The 13,575-nt window shown below is 50.6% G+C and carries 13 protein-coding genes; 12 read left to right on the top strand and 1 reads right to left on the bottom strand.

The features are described from left to right. Positions 1–337 precede the first annotated feature (337 nt). The 6 genes from pxpB to ACYVR3_RS10160 all read left to right on the top strand — a co-directional run bounded on the left by pxpB (position 338) and on the right by ACYVR3_RS10160 (position 5,976). On the top strand, positions 338–1,081 hold the full coding sequence (gene pxpB / locus ACYVR3_RS10185; RefSeq protein ID WP_461244161.1) for a 5-oxoprolinase subunit PxpB: 744 nt from the start codon (positions 338–340) through the stop codon (positions 1,079–1,081). Next, entirely contained in the window at positions 1,071–2,075 is a 1,005-nt protein-coding gene (locus ACYVR3_RS10180) for a 5-oxoprolinase subunit C family protein (RefSeq protein WP_461244160.1), read from the top strand. Before pxpB ends, ACYVR3_RS10180 begins: the two co-directional genes overlap by 11 nt. A 12-nt stretch (positions 2,076–2,087) precedes the next feature. Further along, positions 2,088–2,510, top strand: coding sequence for an acetyl-CoA carboxylase biotin carboxyl carrier protein (gene accB, locus ACYVR3_RS10175; RefSeq protein ID WP_461244159.1), 423 nt, complete (start codon positions 2,088–2,090; stop codon positions 2,508–2,510). 158 nt (positions 2,511–2,668) lie between these two features. After that, a complete protein-coding gene (locus ACYVR3_RS10170; RefSeq protein WP_054732450.1) occupies positions 2,669–3,982 on the top strand; it encodes an acetyl-CoA carboxylase biotin carboxylase subunit in 1,314 nt (437 codons plus the stop codon). 18 nt (positions 3,983–4,000) lie between these two features. Then, complete coding sequence (locus tag ACYVR3_RS10165) at positions 4,001–4,750, top strand: LamB/YcsF family protein (RefSeq protein WP_461244158.1); 750 nt, start codon at positions 4,001–4,003, stop codon at positions 4,748–4,750. A 17-nt stretch (positions 4,751–4,767) separates the two neighbouring features. Next, positions 4,768–5,976 (top strand): NRAMP family divalent metal transporter, encoded by a 1,209-nt coding sequence (locus ACYVR3_RS10160; protein WP_461244157.1) that lies wholly within the window; start codon positions 4,768–4,770, stop codon positions 5,974–5,976. Positions 5,977–6,086: 110 nt separating this feature from the next. On the opposite strand, the gene ACYVR3_RS10155 is transcribed toward ACYVR3_RS10160, so the two are convergent. Next, positions 6,087–7,205, bottom strand: a complete 1,119-nt coding sequence (locus tag ACYVR3_RS10155) for a hypothetical protein (RefSeq protein ID WP_461244156.1) — start codon at positions 7,203–7,205, stop codon at positions 6,087–6,089. Between the two features lie 206 nt (positions 7,206–7,411). Between ACYVR3_RS10155 and ACYVR3_RS10150 the strand changes: the two genes are divergently transcribed. The 6 genes from ACYVR3_RS10150 to ACYVR3_RS10125 all read left to right on the top strand — a co-directional run bounded on the left by ACYVR3_RS10150 (position 7,412) and on the right by ACYVR3_RS10125 (position 13,508). Then, complete coding sequence (locus tag ACYVR3_RS10150) at positions 7,412–7,897, top strand: hypothetical protein (protein ID WP_461244155.1); 486 nt, start codon at positions 7,412–7,414, stop codon at positions 7,895–7,897. 363 nt (positions 7,898–8,260) lie between these two features. Continuing rightward, positions 8,261–8,911, top strand: a complete 651-nt coding sequence (gene deoC, locus ACYVR3_RS10145) for a deoxyribose-phosphate aldolase (protein WP_054732465.1) — start codon at positions 8,261–8,263, stop codon at positions 8,909–8,911. Positions 8,912–8,929: 18 nt separating this feature from the next. Next, complete coding sequence (locus ACYVR3_RS10140) at positions 8,930–10,120, top strand: phosphopentomutase (RefSeq protein ID WP_461244154.1); 1,191 nt, start codon at positions 8,930–8,932, stop codon at positions 10,118–10,120. Between the two features lie 388 nt (positions 10,121–10,508). Continuing rightward, positions 10,509–11,216 (top strand): purine-nucleoside phosphorylase, encoded by a 708-nt coding sequence (deoD, locus tag ACYVR3_RS10135; protein WP_461244153.1) that lies wholly within the window; start codon positions 10,509–10,511, stop codon positions 11,214–11,216. A 23-nt stretch (positions 11,217–11,239) separates the two neighbouring features. Further along, the gene (locus ACYVR3_RS10130) at positions 11,240–12,196 is read left to right on the top strand and encodes a sugar-binding transcriptional regulator (RefSeq protein ID WP_054732470.1); all 957 of its coding nucleotides are present in this window, start codon (positions 11,240–11,242) and stop codon (positions 12,194–12,196) included. Positions 12,197–12,209: 13 nt separating this feature from the next. Continuing rightward, positions 12,210–13,508, top strand: coding sequence for a pyrimidine-nucleoside phosphorylase (locus ACYVR3_RS10125; protein ID WP_300562997.1), 1,299 nt, complete (start codon positions 12,210–12,212; stop codon positions 13,506–13,508). Positions 13,509–13,575: the final 67 nt, after the last annotated feature.

The following is a 13,575-nucleotide window of genomic DNA, read 5'->3' as shown; positions in this document are numbered from 1 at the left end:
GAAATGTCACCAACTAAGCACTAACAATTATTAAGCATCCATTGTTCACAATTTAATTATTCATTTTAAAAGATGTAACAATTACTAACATTGCCGTAACCGTTGCTATAACAGCGATGGTCGCTATATCATAAAATGAATGTTCTGAATAATAATGAATATCATGTAATAATATTTGATTTTAATTTATTTTTAATTTAGAATACAAGTAATCCGAAAGTTGACCTTAAGATAAACCTCATCTAATAACGATGACTAGTCAACGTTGCTAACAATCGATAACGACGAAAGTCCCCGGTTAAATAACCACAATGATGAACAAAAAGGAGGCCATGACATGTTGGCATATCAAATTTTACCCGCTGGTGATACTGCGGTGAACGTGACATTCGAGCGGCAGGTGAGTGTGGCGATCAATCAACAGATCGCGCAACTGCAACAGCGGTTAGTCCAATTAGCCGTCCCAGGAATTCGAGGGTTCTTGCCCGCGTTCCGGACGTTAACCATTTTTTACAACCCAGCTCAGTTGAACTTAAAACAACTGAAAGCGACCGTCAACACGGCGATGCTGGACGGACGCCAAGCAGCCGTGGCCACTGTTAAGCGGGTCCACATTCCGGTGTGCTACGACACTGAATTTGGGCCGGATATTGAGACGGTTGCTAAGCAGGCGCATTTAGACGCCGCAACCGTGATCGAACGGCATAGTGAACCTGATTACCTGATTTACATGCTGGGCTTCTTACCCGGATTTGCGTACCTTGGTGGGTTGGCGCCAGAACTGGCAACGCCACGGTTAGCGACGCCGAGACTGAAAATTGCGCCGGGTTCGGTGGGCATTGCTGGTGAACAAACCGGCATGTATCCAATCGAATCACCTGGTGGCTGGCAGATTATCGGCCGAACGCCGCTTCAACTGTTCCAGCCTGATAAACAGCAACCGTTCTACTATCAAACCGGCGATTACATTCACTTTGATGTGATTTCAAAGGCCGAGTACAGCCACATTGCGGCGCACTTAGATGAGTATCAGGTGCTAACGGAACCGGTCGCAGAAGAGAAGGTGCAACATGGCGCTTAAAATTCTCGTGAGCGGGCCACTAACGACCGTTCAGGACCGGGGCCGAACCGCAACCCAGAGTAGTGGTTTTTCGGTTTCTGGTGTGATGGATCAGGATGCGGCCAACGTGGCGAATCGACTTGTCGGTAACGGGCTGGATGCGGCGGTCTTAGAAAGTAGTTTACAGGGGCCAACGTTGACTTTTACGCAGAGCAGTCACTTTGCGGTGACGGGGGCCAACGCAACGGTCACACTGAATGGCCAACCGATTCAGGCCTATCGCAGTTACTTCGCGCGGCGGGGTGACAAGCTGGCCATCGGTATTTATACCACGGGGCGGTTTGGCTACCTCGCCGTCAGCGGTGGCATTCAGGTGCCCGTTGTGATGGGCAGTCGGTCGACCAGTTTGCGTTACCAGCTGGGTGGCTACCATGGCCGGCAGTTACAGGCGGGTGACTTATTGCAAACGGTACGCGATGTGATCGATCACTCCGCCTATCAGCAAGCAACCGCCTATCCGTACAGCCAAGAAGATATCACGAAGATTCGAGTCACCCCTGGGCCACAAGCGCGGGACTTTCCGAGTCAACAGCGCCAACAGTTTACCCACCAGACGTTTGAGATCAGTCAACAATCTGACCGAATGGGCGCCCGGTTAAGCGGGACGGCCATTGATACCAGCCGAGTGGCGGAAATGCTATCCGAAGGTACGGTGCTCGGTGGCATTCAAATGCCGCGCAGTGGCCAGCCCATCGTGCTACTTGCTGACCGCCAAACAACTGGCGGCTATCCCGTGATTGCGGTGGTCGCCCGGGTGGATTTGCCGAAACTAGTTCAACTGGTTCCGGGACAACAACTCCAATTCCAGTGGCTGGACTCAGAAGCTGGGCAGCAACTTTACAAACAGCAGTGCGGTAGCGTTACCGCCATTGAAACGACCCACCAGTTCCGGACGGTGCCAATTACCACACGGCAGGTCGCGGACCGAGTCGCTACACTCTTTGCGCATGAATAGAGGAGGATCACTTTGGAAATCACACAAATTGAACAATTGATGAAGTTGATGACGGCCAACGGCATCAACGGGTTAAAGTATAAGACTCAAGACGCAACCATCGAACTGTCACGAGGGGCAGCCAACGTCGCCCCCGTTGCGGCACCAGCAGTTGCGCCAGCTCAAGCAACGCCCGCTGCCGAACCGGCAACCAGTGCGCTCACTATTAAGGCGCCGTTTGTCGGCACGTTCTACACGGCGGCTAGTCCAGACGATGCGCCATTCGTGCAAGCGGGTGACACGGTGAAGGCCGGCCAGACGATTGCGGTCGTTGAAGCCATGAAGATGATGAACAACGTGACGGCAACTCAGGATTGCCGCATTGTGAAGGTGTTGGTCGATAACGAGGATCTTGTGGAATTTGATCAGCCGTTGTTTGAGATTGAGGCGTTGTAGCGGGGCTAGTTTACATAGCCGAAACGCGCGTAGAAAAGCAGGAGACTGCGTGTAACGGAAAATAAACCAAAATCCAAGACCGGGATTTTCGTTTATTTTCCGTTACACACTGTCTCCTAACCGCTTCCCTACGCGCTCTATTACAAGGAGTGTCACACATGGAAAAAGTACTAATTGCAAACCGGGGTGAGATCGCGGTTCGCATTATCCGAGCTTGTCAGGAGCTGGGACTCAATACCGTTGCCGTGTACTCAACGGCCGACCGGGATGCGTTACACGTTAAGCTGGCGGATGAGGCCGTTTGTATCGGTGCTGCTAGTCCGACCAAGAGTTATTTAAATATGACCAATTTACTAGGTGCGGCCCAGATCACCGGGGCGGATGCGATTCACCCGGGTTATGGCTTTTTGTCTGAAAATGCCGAGTTCGCGGAACAGTGCCTGAAGGCCGGTTTGACCTTTATCGGCCCTCGTCCAGAAACGATGCGGTTGCTGGGGGATAAGGCCCGGGCGCGTGAAGCCATGAAGGCCGTTGGCGTCCCCGTGACCCCTGGGAGTGATAAGGAACTGACTTCGGTGACGGAAGCGCAAGCCATCGCTACCGAAATCGGCTACCCAGTGATGGTCAAGGCCGCTGCTGGTGGTGGCGGTAAGGGAATGCGCTTGATTGAAACGCAGGCCCAGCTCCAAGAAGGGTTCACCATGGCACAAAATGAAGCCGTGAAGGCCTTTGGCAATAACGAAATGTACCTCGAAAAATTCATCGAACGGCCCCGACACATCGAAGTTCAGGTGCTGGGATTAGCGGATGGCACTGGAATTGCAATCGGCGAACGGGACTGTTCGTTACAAAATCACCACCAAAAAGTGGTCGAAGAAGCCCCAAGCAACATCGATCCCGCAACGCGCGAACACTTATTAGAAGTCTCGAAGCGGGCGGTTGAAGAACTGCACTACCTTGGTGCCGGGACGCTGGAGTTTCTCTACACTGGCCCAAACCAAGTCTACTTCATGGAAATGAACACCCGGATCCAAGTGGAACACCCAATTTCAGAATTGGTTTCTGGTTGGGACCTGGTGAAGGCCCAATTGTTGATTGCGGCCGGCAAACCATTGCCAGAGCGAACGGCTACCAACGGTTATTCCATCGAGTGTCGGGTCAACGCAGAGAGTGCCGGGACGATCACCGGACTGCATTTACCAGGCGGCAACGGCATTCGGGTGGATACCGCGCTGTATCAGGGTTACAAGGTACCGCCGAACTACGATTCGATGATCGCTAAAATCATCAGCTACGCGCCGGACCGGGAAACCGCTCGCCGCAAGCTGATGGTGGCCATCAACGAAACGGTGATCAGCGGGATCCAAACGAATTTGGACTTTTTGAACGAACTACTGCAAACGGAACAGTTTAAGCAAAATGATTTCGACATTGACTTTATTGAACGCGAATTACTGCCACAACAGGCGTAGAACGGGGAGGTTCTCATTGTGACTCAGGTTGATTTAAATTGTGATTTAGGGGAGAGTTTTGGCCGTTACACGCTGGGACTGGACGATCAGGTGTTGCCATACATTACGTCGGCCAACATTGCCTGTGGCTTTCACGCTGGTGACCCAGAAGTGATGCAAAAAACAGTTGATTTGGCCGTGGCGAACAACGTTGCGTTGGGCGCGCACCCGGGCCTTCGGGATCTAGCAGGCTTCGGTCGTCGCAAGATGCAGATTGCCCCCGCAACCGCGAAGGCGGAGATCAAATACCAAGTAGGCGCCCTTCAAGCATTTGCGCCAACCCACCGCTTGCACCACGTGAAGCCGCACGGGGCGCTGTATAACATGGCGGCAAAGGATTACGATTTGGCTTACGCGATTTGCGAAGGCATCAAGGAAGTGGATCCTGAAATCAAGTTGGTGGGACTTGCCAACAGTGAACTGATTCGGGCAGCTCAGGCGATTGGGTTGCCGTACGAACAAGAGGTCTTTGCTGACCGCGCTTACGAAGCGGATGGCAGTTTAGTTTCCCGCCAGAAGCCGGGTGCTGTGATCGAAGATACGCAAGAAGCCGTTGACCGGACGATTGCGATGATCAAGACCCACCAAGTGACGACAATTGACGGACAGACGATTGCGATTGAACCAGACACGGTTTGCGTGCACGGTGACGGTGTGAAGGCCGTGGCCTTTGTGAAGCAGATTCATCAAGCGCTGCTGGCTAATGGTATCGATGTCATCGCAGGTTAGAATAAAGGAGCATGAGAATGAAAGAGACGACCTCAGTAACGAAGAAACGCTCGCCATTTAGCGTCGCCATGGGCGCGGCCTTTATGATGGCGATGGCCGCCGTTGGACCGGGATTTTTAACCCAAACTGCCATGTTTACCGGGCAGATGGGGGCTAACTTTGGCTTTGCAATTTTACTCTGTATCATCGCCGATATTATCGTGCAATTGAACATCTGGCGCATTATTATCGTGTCCGGCAAACGGGCACAAGTGTTGGCGAACGAAGTTGTTCCCGGTTTAGGTTACGTGTTGACCGGGCTGATTTTTATTGGCGGCTTCTTCTTTAACATCGGTAACATCGGTGGGGCCGGCCTTGGCCTCAACGTGCTGTTTGGCATTGACCCTAAGAACGGGGCGCTGATTGCGGCCGCGATTGCGATCACGGTATTTGTGGTGAAAAATGCCATGACGGTGGTCGATCGCACGGTGCAATTCCTAGCCGTTATCAAAATTGCCGTGTTGATTTACATCTTGGCCGTAACGACTGTGCCAGTGGCAACGGCCGTTCACCATACGTTTATGCCAACTGAGATCAACTTCTACTCCATTGTAACGATCGTTGGTGGGACCGTTGGGGGCTACATTTCTTTCTCCGGCGGGCACCGTTTGCTGGAAGGTGGCGTGCGCGGACAAGAAAACATCCGCTACGTCAACGAAGGCGCGTTAACCGGGATCGGGGTCGCTTCGGTGATCCGGGTCATGTTATTCTTAGCCGGTTTAGCCGTTGTGCTGGCGGGTCACACGTTAGACCCAGCCAACCCAGCAGCGTCGATTTTCCAAATTGCTGCGGGTAACTTTGGCTACAAGTTCTTCGGTCTGTTGCTGTTAGCAGCCGGGATGACCTCGACGTTGGGCTCAACCTTTACGTCGATCTCGTTCTTAAACTACTCTCAAAACAAAGAGTCGTGGGTGAACAAGTACCGGTCAGCGCTGATCATTACCTTCATCCTCGCCTCAACCCTGATTTTCTACTTCATTGGTAGCCCAGCCAAAGTGCTGGTTGTTGTGGGCGCCATGAACGGGATGATCTTGCCAATTGCGTTGGCCATCCTGTTGGTCGCCGCTGTGAAGAAGAACATCATGGGCACTTACCGCCACCCAAAGTGGTTGTTGTTTACGGGCTGGATCGTCGTCGCCTTTATGGCGTATGCGGCGGTGCAGACGTTGTTGACGATTAAGTTATAAGATTAAATTTTAGCAGTCAAAATAAAAAATCGCGTGATCTCTTGTAGTTAGAGGTCACGCGATTTTTGTTGATTGTCGTAAATGAAATAGCACAGCTTTTCGGTTAAACCTTAATTTGTTTTGCCAATGGCTAAGCTATACCAAGCCGTTTTTCCTTCACCATTGTTGTAAATAGAGATGTTGTTAATGTTATAAATCCCTAACTTATAATCAGTCAGTTTAGCGCGCTTAGCCGCCGGATAACCCGCTGCAGCAAGCAACTTCTTCACGCCCGCAATTTTAGTGGCGTTTGACGCCGTTCGGTGATTGTACAAATAGGCTATAACCGATTTAAACGGCACGATGTCAGTATAACCCGATTGGTCGAGTGGGTCTAGATCGCTATCACCATCTTCGATGGTCTTTGCCCCATAGGTATACGCCGCAATTTGTGATAAACCGAGATCAACGGGAGTGTTTGGGAATAACGCCATTATTTCCTGAGTTAATTTTTGATACTTACTCTGTTTGATGTAGTCGAGATAGTTTGCCGTTGTTGCGAAGGTTAACGGATACCGCGCCGTCACACCCGCGTAATAGGTTGAATAACCCTTCTCAACTAAGCTTGCGGAGACGTAACCCGAAACGTCGCCTTTGGCGGTTTTAACAGTTGTGTAGTAGTACGTTCCTTTTTGACCATTATGTTGCATCACAACGGTATGGCTCCGAAGCAAACTTTGATTGAGATAGTGCTTCAAATTGACCCGTTTCTTGGTGTGAGACCAATCCCAGAGGTAGGCATTCTTTTGAGGATTGGTGACATGGTAGTACCCCTCACCATAACCGGGACCAAATCGCTTGCTAATGATTTGGTAACCCTGAGTGTTATAGCCCTTTTTCAAATAGCCGCTCCAAATCCAGCCCTTGATTGTCTGAGGCTGATTGGAAACTTGGATCCACTTGGCGTTGCCCTTTGTAGCCGTAGCTGTCTGGAACCAAGTGTAGGTTGGATGAGATTTAAGATTCGAAAGTTTCTTGGTGTGCGTGTCGTTCCAAATATAAGCTGATTGCTTAATCGATTTTGCGTGGTAGGTGGTCACCTTCGTGTATTGGTTATACTCGAAGGTTGAATCTGCTTTAATATTGCTAAATGCTGTCTTGGTAGTGCTTGCTGAAGCTTGGCTTGATAGGCTCGCCATACCAAGTGTGAGTGTAACCCCGCTTAAAATAATTGCTAACATTCTTTTCAAGGTAAATCGTCCCCAATTATTATAGATTTATCAGGTAAAGCATATCATTAAACCGGTTAACGGGGCTGACTTTAAGGCGAAATTAAGGGAATATTAAAGCCGTTGCTGTCAGCAAATAATTTGGTGAGCGCTAAATCAAACCTAGTATCAAAAAACGCAGAAGCGTACACTAATGGGTAAGTTCAATTGATTAGGGGGAGAAGTACATGCACATCAAGTCAGTTATCGGGCTAGCGCTCACTAGCGTCGCATTAGGATTAGGTATCAGTTCAGTTAACAGCAATCAAGCACAAGCGAAAACAACCGGCACCACGCCAACCGCCATTCGGGGGACGTTCTACCGCTACAATGGCGCGCATACGTGGTCGAAAATTAAGGTTGCAGCGCATTCAGCTTACATTCAAAATCCGGGTGAATCAGTTTTTAAAATCACGTCGACGAGTAAGTCTAACGCACACAAGTTGGCTTATTCCGGGAAGTTGACCGGCAAGAAGTATTTCACACTGCAAGCCACCATTAAGGCCAGCTACCTGAGTCCGTTTCCGGAACTGGGTTTTCGGTTGACCAGTCGAAAGATCAAGGGGCACAGCTATAAGGTGCTTCGGGGGTATCAGGGCGGTTATGGCTTTGATTACATTAAGGGCAAGAAGGTTAGCCGGGACTATTCGCACCGGGCGGATGGCAGTTATTAGTGAGTATTAAGAGGCGACATGGGACTCAATTTGAGCACTCGTGTCGTTTTTAGTTTGCCTTGGTTGTTTAGCCTTTTTATGTGACAGGGAGGATGATGTTAGATTTTTAACTGTTCTCGAGTCGAAACGAGTTCCGAAGGGCAGAAGGTTGCATATAAGGACGGACAGGCAAAAAGCCCCAAGCCCAGGGCTTTTCGCCTGCCCGTCCTTATACACCACCTTCTGAACGCCCTTCTCCACTCTCTGAAATTTTACATTAGTTCAGCACAACGGTTTACAAATGTTCAAAAACACGATAGAATGTAACCGGTTACAAAAATACGTACGGCACCTCCGGATTGGGGCGCCAAAGGAGAACTACTTATGAAATTAGCTAAATACATTGACCACACCATTTTGAACGCCGATGCTACGCAAGCCGATGTCGATAAGGTGATCGAAGAAGCCATCAAGTACGATTTTGCGTCTGTTTGCATCAACCCATACTGGGTAAGCCGGACTGCCGCTGCGTTGAAGGATTCAACGGTGAACACTTGTACCGTTATTGGCTTCCCTCTGGGGGCAACCTCAACGGCCAGCAAGGTGTTTGAAGCCCAACAAGCTATCAAAGATGGGGCGGATGAACTCGACATGGTCATCAACATTGGTGAATTAAAGGCTAAGCATAACGATGCCGTTGAAGCGGACATCAAGGCGTTAGCTGATGCCATTCACGCTGAAGGTAAGTTATTGAAGGTAATCATTGAAACCTCTCTGTTGACCGACGAAGAAAAGGTTCGCGCTTGCGAATTATCCGAAAAGGCCGGCGCCGACTTCGTGAAGACCTCAACTGGCTTCTCAACTGCCGGTGCTAAGGTGCCTGACGTTGCCTTGATGCGCAAGACCGTTGGTGACCGCTTAGGTGTTAAGGCTTCAGGTGGCGTTCACTCAAAGGCCGAAGCTGAAGCAATGATCGAAGCCGGTGCCACTCGGATCGGTGCCAGCGCCAGCGTTAAAATTGTGACAGAAGACTAACGAAGGAGGTCCGTTGTGATGCGGTTTAAACGAGTATTTGGAATTGTGATCGATTCTGTTGGGATCGGTGAAGCGAGTGATGCAAAGGACGTTGGTGACGTTGGTGCGGACACCCTGGGCCATATTGGCGCCCACTTTAAAGGTGACTTGAACCTGCCAAACCTTGAGAAGATGGGGCTGTCCAACATTCGGGAAAACAACCCGATCGAAGGCGTCGCAGTGGTCGCTGACCCGTCAGCGTTCTACGGTAAAATGCACGAAACGTCAGTCGGCAAAGACAGCATGGACGGCCACTGGGAAATGATGGGCTTACCGGTTACGGAACCCCTCGGATTCTTCCCACAAGGCTTCCCAGCTGAACTGGTCAAACAAATCGAAGACTTCAGTGGTCGCAAAGTCATCGTCAACAAGCCATACTCTGGCACCGATGTCATTCACGACTACGGTGAACACCAGATGGCCACGGGCGACCTGATCGTTTACACGTCAGGTGATTCCGTACTCCAGATTGCGGCACACGAGGACGTCATTCCGTTAGAAGAACTCTACAAGATCTGTGAGTATGCGCGGTCGATCACCATTGACCAACCTTACCGGATCGGCCGGATCATTGCGCGGCCTTACGTTGGCCCGGATAAGGATCACTTTACCCGGACAGCGAACCGCCATGATTTTGCCTTAGAACCAACCGCTGAAACCGATATGGATCGACTTAAAGCAGCCGGTTACGACGTTTTGGCTGTGGGTAAGATCAACGATATCTTCTCCGGTCACGGCATCACTGAAGGCGTGCACACCGAAAGCAACGCTGACGGGATGCACCACACGATTGCTAACGCTGGAAAAGACTTTACTGGCTTTAGCTTTACCAACTTAGTCGATTTTGACGCGATGTATGGCCACCGCCGTAACCCACAGGGGTACGGCGAAGCACTGATGGCATTTGACCAACAACTGGGCGATCTGCTGGCAATTTTGAAGCCGGACGATCTGTTGATCATCACTGCCGATCACGGGAACGACCCTGGCTTTAAGGGTACCGACCATACCCGCGAATACGTGCCATTGTTGGCCTATAGTCCAAGCTTGCCAAAGGGTGCCTCGTTGGGTATTCGGCAGACTTATGCGGACTTTGGAGCGACGGTGTTGGATAACTTTGAGGTTGATGGGAATCCGGTTGGGACTTCGTTTTTGGGTGAGTTGAGTTAGGGATTGCTGCCTATATTTAGGAAAAATTTTATCTAGTTGAAATGTGCTCCCTGGTGCATGCAGGGAGACTTATATCTAGCCGAAACGTGCTCCGAGAAGCAGAAAGCTGCACGTAAGCGACGTTCACCACAACTCCCAAAACCCGGGAGTTCTGGCAAACGTCGCTTACGCTCCGCTTTCTAACCGCTTCTCTCCGCACTCTGGCTACAAGTGCTCCCTGACACCTTCAGGGATAATCATATATAGCCGAAACGTGCTCCACAAAACTGGGAGCTGCACCTAAGGCAACTCGAACATAAAGCCAAACCCGGGCTTTATGTCCGAGTAACCTTAGGCTCCGCTCCCAACCCGTTTTGTTCCGCACTCTGGCTACTAGGAGGACACTACCATGAGTACACACATTGGCGCCGAAATGGGCGATATTGCAGAAACGGTTTTAATGCCAGGTGATCCGTTGCGGGCGAAATACGTGGCGGAAAACTTCTTGGAAGACGTGGTTCAATACAACTCAGTCCGGAACGCATTTGGCTACACTGGGGCCTACAAAGGACACCGGGTATCCGTTCAAGGGACTGGGATGGGGATTCCTTCCATTTCCATCTACACGAACGAGCTGATCAAGTTCTTCGGCGTGAAGCACTTGATGCGGATTGGGAGTATTGGTGGGTTTGGCGAGGCCGTTAAGATTCGCGACATTCTGATCGCCCAATCGGCCTCAACTGATTCGGCTATCATCCAAAACACCTTCAAAGCGGGCGTCATCTACGCCCCAACGGCGGACTTCAACATGCTGTTAACGGCGTACGAAGCCGCTAAAGCAGCTAACGTACCGGTTAAAGTCGGCAACATTTTCAGTGCTGACCGCTTCTACAACGATGAGATCGATTACCAACAATTAATCGATTACGGCGTCCTCGGGACCGAAATGGAAACCGCAGCCCTCTACATGTTGGCGGCCAAGTATGGCGTTCAAGCATTGTCAATCAACACCGTAAGTGATAATCTAACCACTGGCGAAGCACTTTCCGCAGCAGAGCGGCAAAGCTCCTTCAGTGAGATGATGACGGTGGCCCTCGAAACGGCCATTAAACTATAAATTGAGAATGGGTTGATGACAAAATGACTAAATCCGCAACTGACAAACGAATTTCAGATAGTATCCGGGTCGCACGGCTCTACTACGAGTCAAAACTGGGGCAGGCTGAAATTGCCGATAAACTGCATATCTCTCGGCCAACCGTGTCGCGATTGCTGCAGTTTGCGCAGGATGAGGGTTATGTTCAGATCAAGATCGTCGACCCATTTTTAAGTGTCGCCAATTTGGAAGCAACTCTCCGGCAGCGGTACGGGTTAAAGGAAGCTCACGTGGTCTACACCAGCACGGCCGATTATCAACGACTGATTGCTGATTTGGGCAAATACACGGCGGACTACCTCACTCAAACCACGCAAAACAACGATGTGATCGGGGTCAGCTGGGGCCGCACCATGAATGCCGTCGCTAACCACTTGGGTGCCCAGCGGGCTGAAAACGTTCGTATCGTGGAACTCAAGGGCGCGATGACCTACACCCCAACGCCAGTTTATGCGGAAGATATCGTGATGAAGTTTGGGGCTGCGTTCCAGACTTCACCAAGTATCATGCCGTTACCCGTAATTTTTGAAACCCAGACGACCCACGACATCGTGATGCAGGACCGCCACATTAAAAAGTTAATTGAACTCGGTCGGCAGGCTAACGTTGCCATCTTTACGGTGGGGACGGTGCACGATGACGCGTTGTTGTTCCAAACGGGGTATTTTTCCAAAACCGAACAAAAACGAATCCAAACCAAGGCGATTGGCGACATCTGTTCCCGGTACTTTGATGACGCGGGGCAAGTGGCAGTACCCGACATTGATGCTCGCACGGTGGGCATTCAACTGGCGGACTTAAAACAAAAACAAAAATCGATTCTGGTTGCAGGTGGTGACCGCAAGTACGACGCCATTTTAGGCGCCTTAGCTGGAGGCTACACAAACTGCTTGATCACCGATATTGATACAGCTCACCGGTTAGTGTCTCAACCAGATTAAGGAGCGAATCACGATGAGAATGGTCGATGTGATTGACCACAAACGAAATGGAAGCGCTTTAACGAAGGCCGAAATTGAATTCTTCGTCAAAGGTGTGACCGATGGCAGTATCCCAGATTACCAAACCAGCGCGTTGCTGATGGCAATCTACTTTAATGGCATGGAAAATGACGAACAGGCTGAACTCGCGATGCAAATGCTGAAGTCGGGGGACCAACTGGACCTTTCCGATATTCCGGGCATCAAAGTGGACAAGCATTCGACGGGTGGCGTTGGTGATAAAACCAGTTTGCCACTGGCACCGATGATTGCCGCACTGGGGATTCCGATTCCAATGATCTCCGGTCGGGGCCTCGGCCACACTGGCGGCACGTTGGATAAACTGGAAGCCATTCCGGGATTCAATGTTGAGCTGAGTGAAGCCCAATTTAAGCAACAGGTTAAAGACATCAACTTGGCCATCGTTGGCGCAACCGGCAACATTGCCCCCGCTGACAAGAAAATCTACGCGCTGCGTGATGTGACCGACACCGTGGACTCAATTCCGCTGATTGCCGGCTCCATCATGAGTAAGAAGATTGCTTCAGGGACGGATGCCTTGGTCTTGGACGTGAAGACCGGTTCCGGCGCCTTCATGAAAGATGAAGACGATGCGCGAGATTTGGCCAAAGCCTTAGTTGGTATCGGTCAAAGCGTTGGCATGAACTGCATGGCCGTGATTTCGGATATGAATCAACCGTTGGGCCGAATGATCGGGAATGCGCTTGAGATTCAAGAAACCATTTCAATTCTGAAGGGTGAAGGCCCCGACGATATTACCGACTTGGTCTTGACCCTTGGGAGCCAAATGGTGGTACTTGCAAAGAAGGCGGCTACGTTGAAAGAAGCCCGGCACATGTTAGAAGGCGTCGTTGCGGATGGGAGCGCGTTGGAAAGCTTCCGTCAAATGGTGATTGCCCAAGGTGGCAATGGCGATGTTTGTGACGACCCAACCATCATGCCGCAGGCCAAATACAAGGTTGAATTACCGGCGCAAACGAGCGGCGTTGTCGCTAAGATGACTGCCGATGAGATCGGGATTGCGGCCATGCTATTAGGTGGCGGCCGTCAAACCAAGGACGACAAGCTGGATTACGCTGTAGGATTAGAGCTCCACAAAAAGGTGGGGGATCCGGTTCAGGCGGGCGAATCGCTGTTGACGATTTACGCTAACCGGGAAGAATTAGCGGACATTAAGGAACTGCTGTATGCCAATATTGAGATTGCGGCGGAGGCGGAACCGATTAAGTTGATTCATGAGATCATTAGATAAGTACATGTCATGGATTAAATGAGTTTTTAGGATATTAAGAATAGCACCGTAACTTCTGGGCGTTGGA

It is taken from the genome of Secundilactobacillus muriivasis, assembly GCF_054785195.1.
This window is presented reverse-complemented; position numbering and strand designations above follow the sequence as displayed.

Coding starts and splice junctions, on each gene's coding strand:
- pxpB (WP_461244161.1), top strand. CDS start 338: ATGTTGGCATATCAAATTTTACCCGCTGGTGATACTGCGGTGAACGTG.
- ACYVR3_RS10180 (WP_461244160.1), top strand. CDS start 1,071: ATGGCGCTTAAAATTCTCGTGAGCGGGCCACTAACGACCGTTCAGGAC.
- ACYVR3_RS10170 (WP_054732450.1), top strand. CDS start 2,669: ATGGAAAAAGTACTAATTGCAAACCGGGGTGAGATCGCGGTTCGCATT.
- ACYVR3_RS10160 (WP_461244157.1), top strand. CDS start 4,768: ATGAAAGAGACGACCTCAGTAACGAAGAAACGCTCGCCATTTAGCGTC.
- ACYVR3_RS10150 (WP_461244155.1), top strand. CDS start 7,412: ATGCACATCAAGTCAGTTATCGGGCTAGCGCTCACTAGCGTCGCATTA.
- deoC (WP_054732465.1), top strand. CDS start 8,261: ATGAAATTAGCTAAATACATTGACCACACCATTTTGAACGCCGATGCT.
- ACYVR3_RS10140 (WP_461244154.1), top strand. CDS start 8,930: ATGCGGTTTAAACGAGTATTTGGAATTGTGATCGATTCTGTTGGGATC.
- deoD (WP_461244153.1), top strand. CDS start 10,509: ATGAGTACACACATTGGCGCCGAAATGGGCGATATTGCAGAAACGGTT.
- ACYVR3_RS10130 (WP_054732470.1), top strand. CDS start 11,240: ATGACTAAATCCGCAACTGACAAACGAATTTCAGATAGTATCCGGGTC.
- ACYVR3_RS10125 (WP_300562997.1), top strand. CDS start 12,210: ATGAGAATGGTCGATGTGATTGACCACAAACGAAATGGAAGCGCTTTA.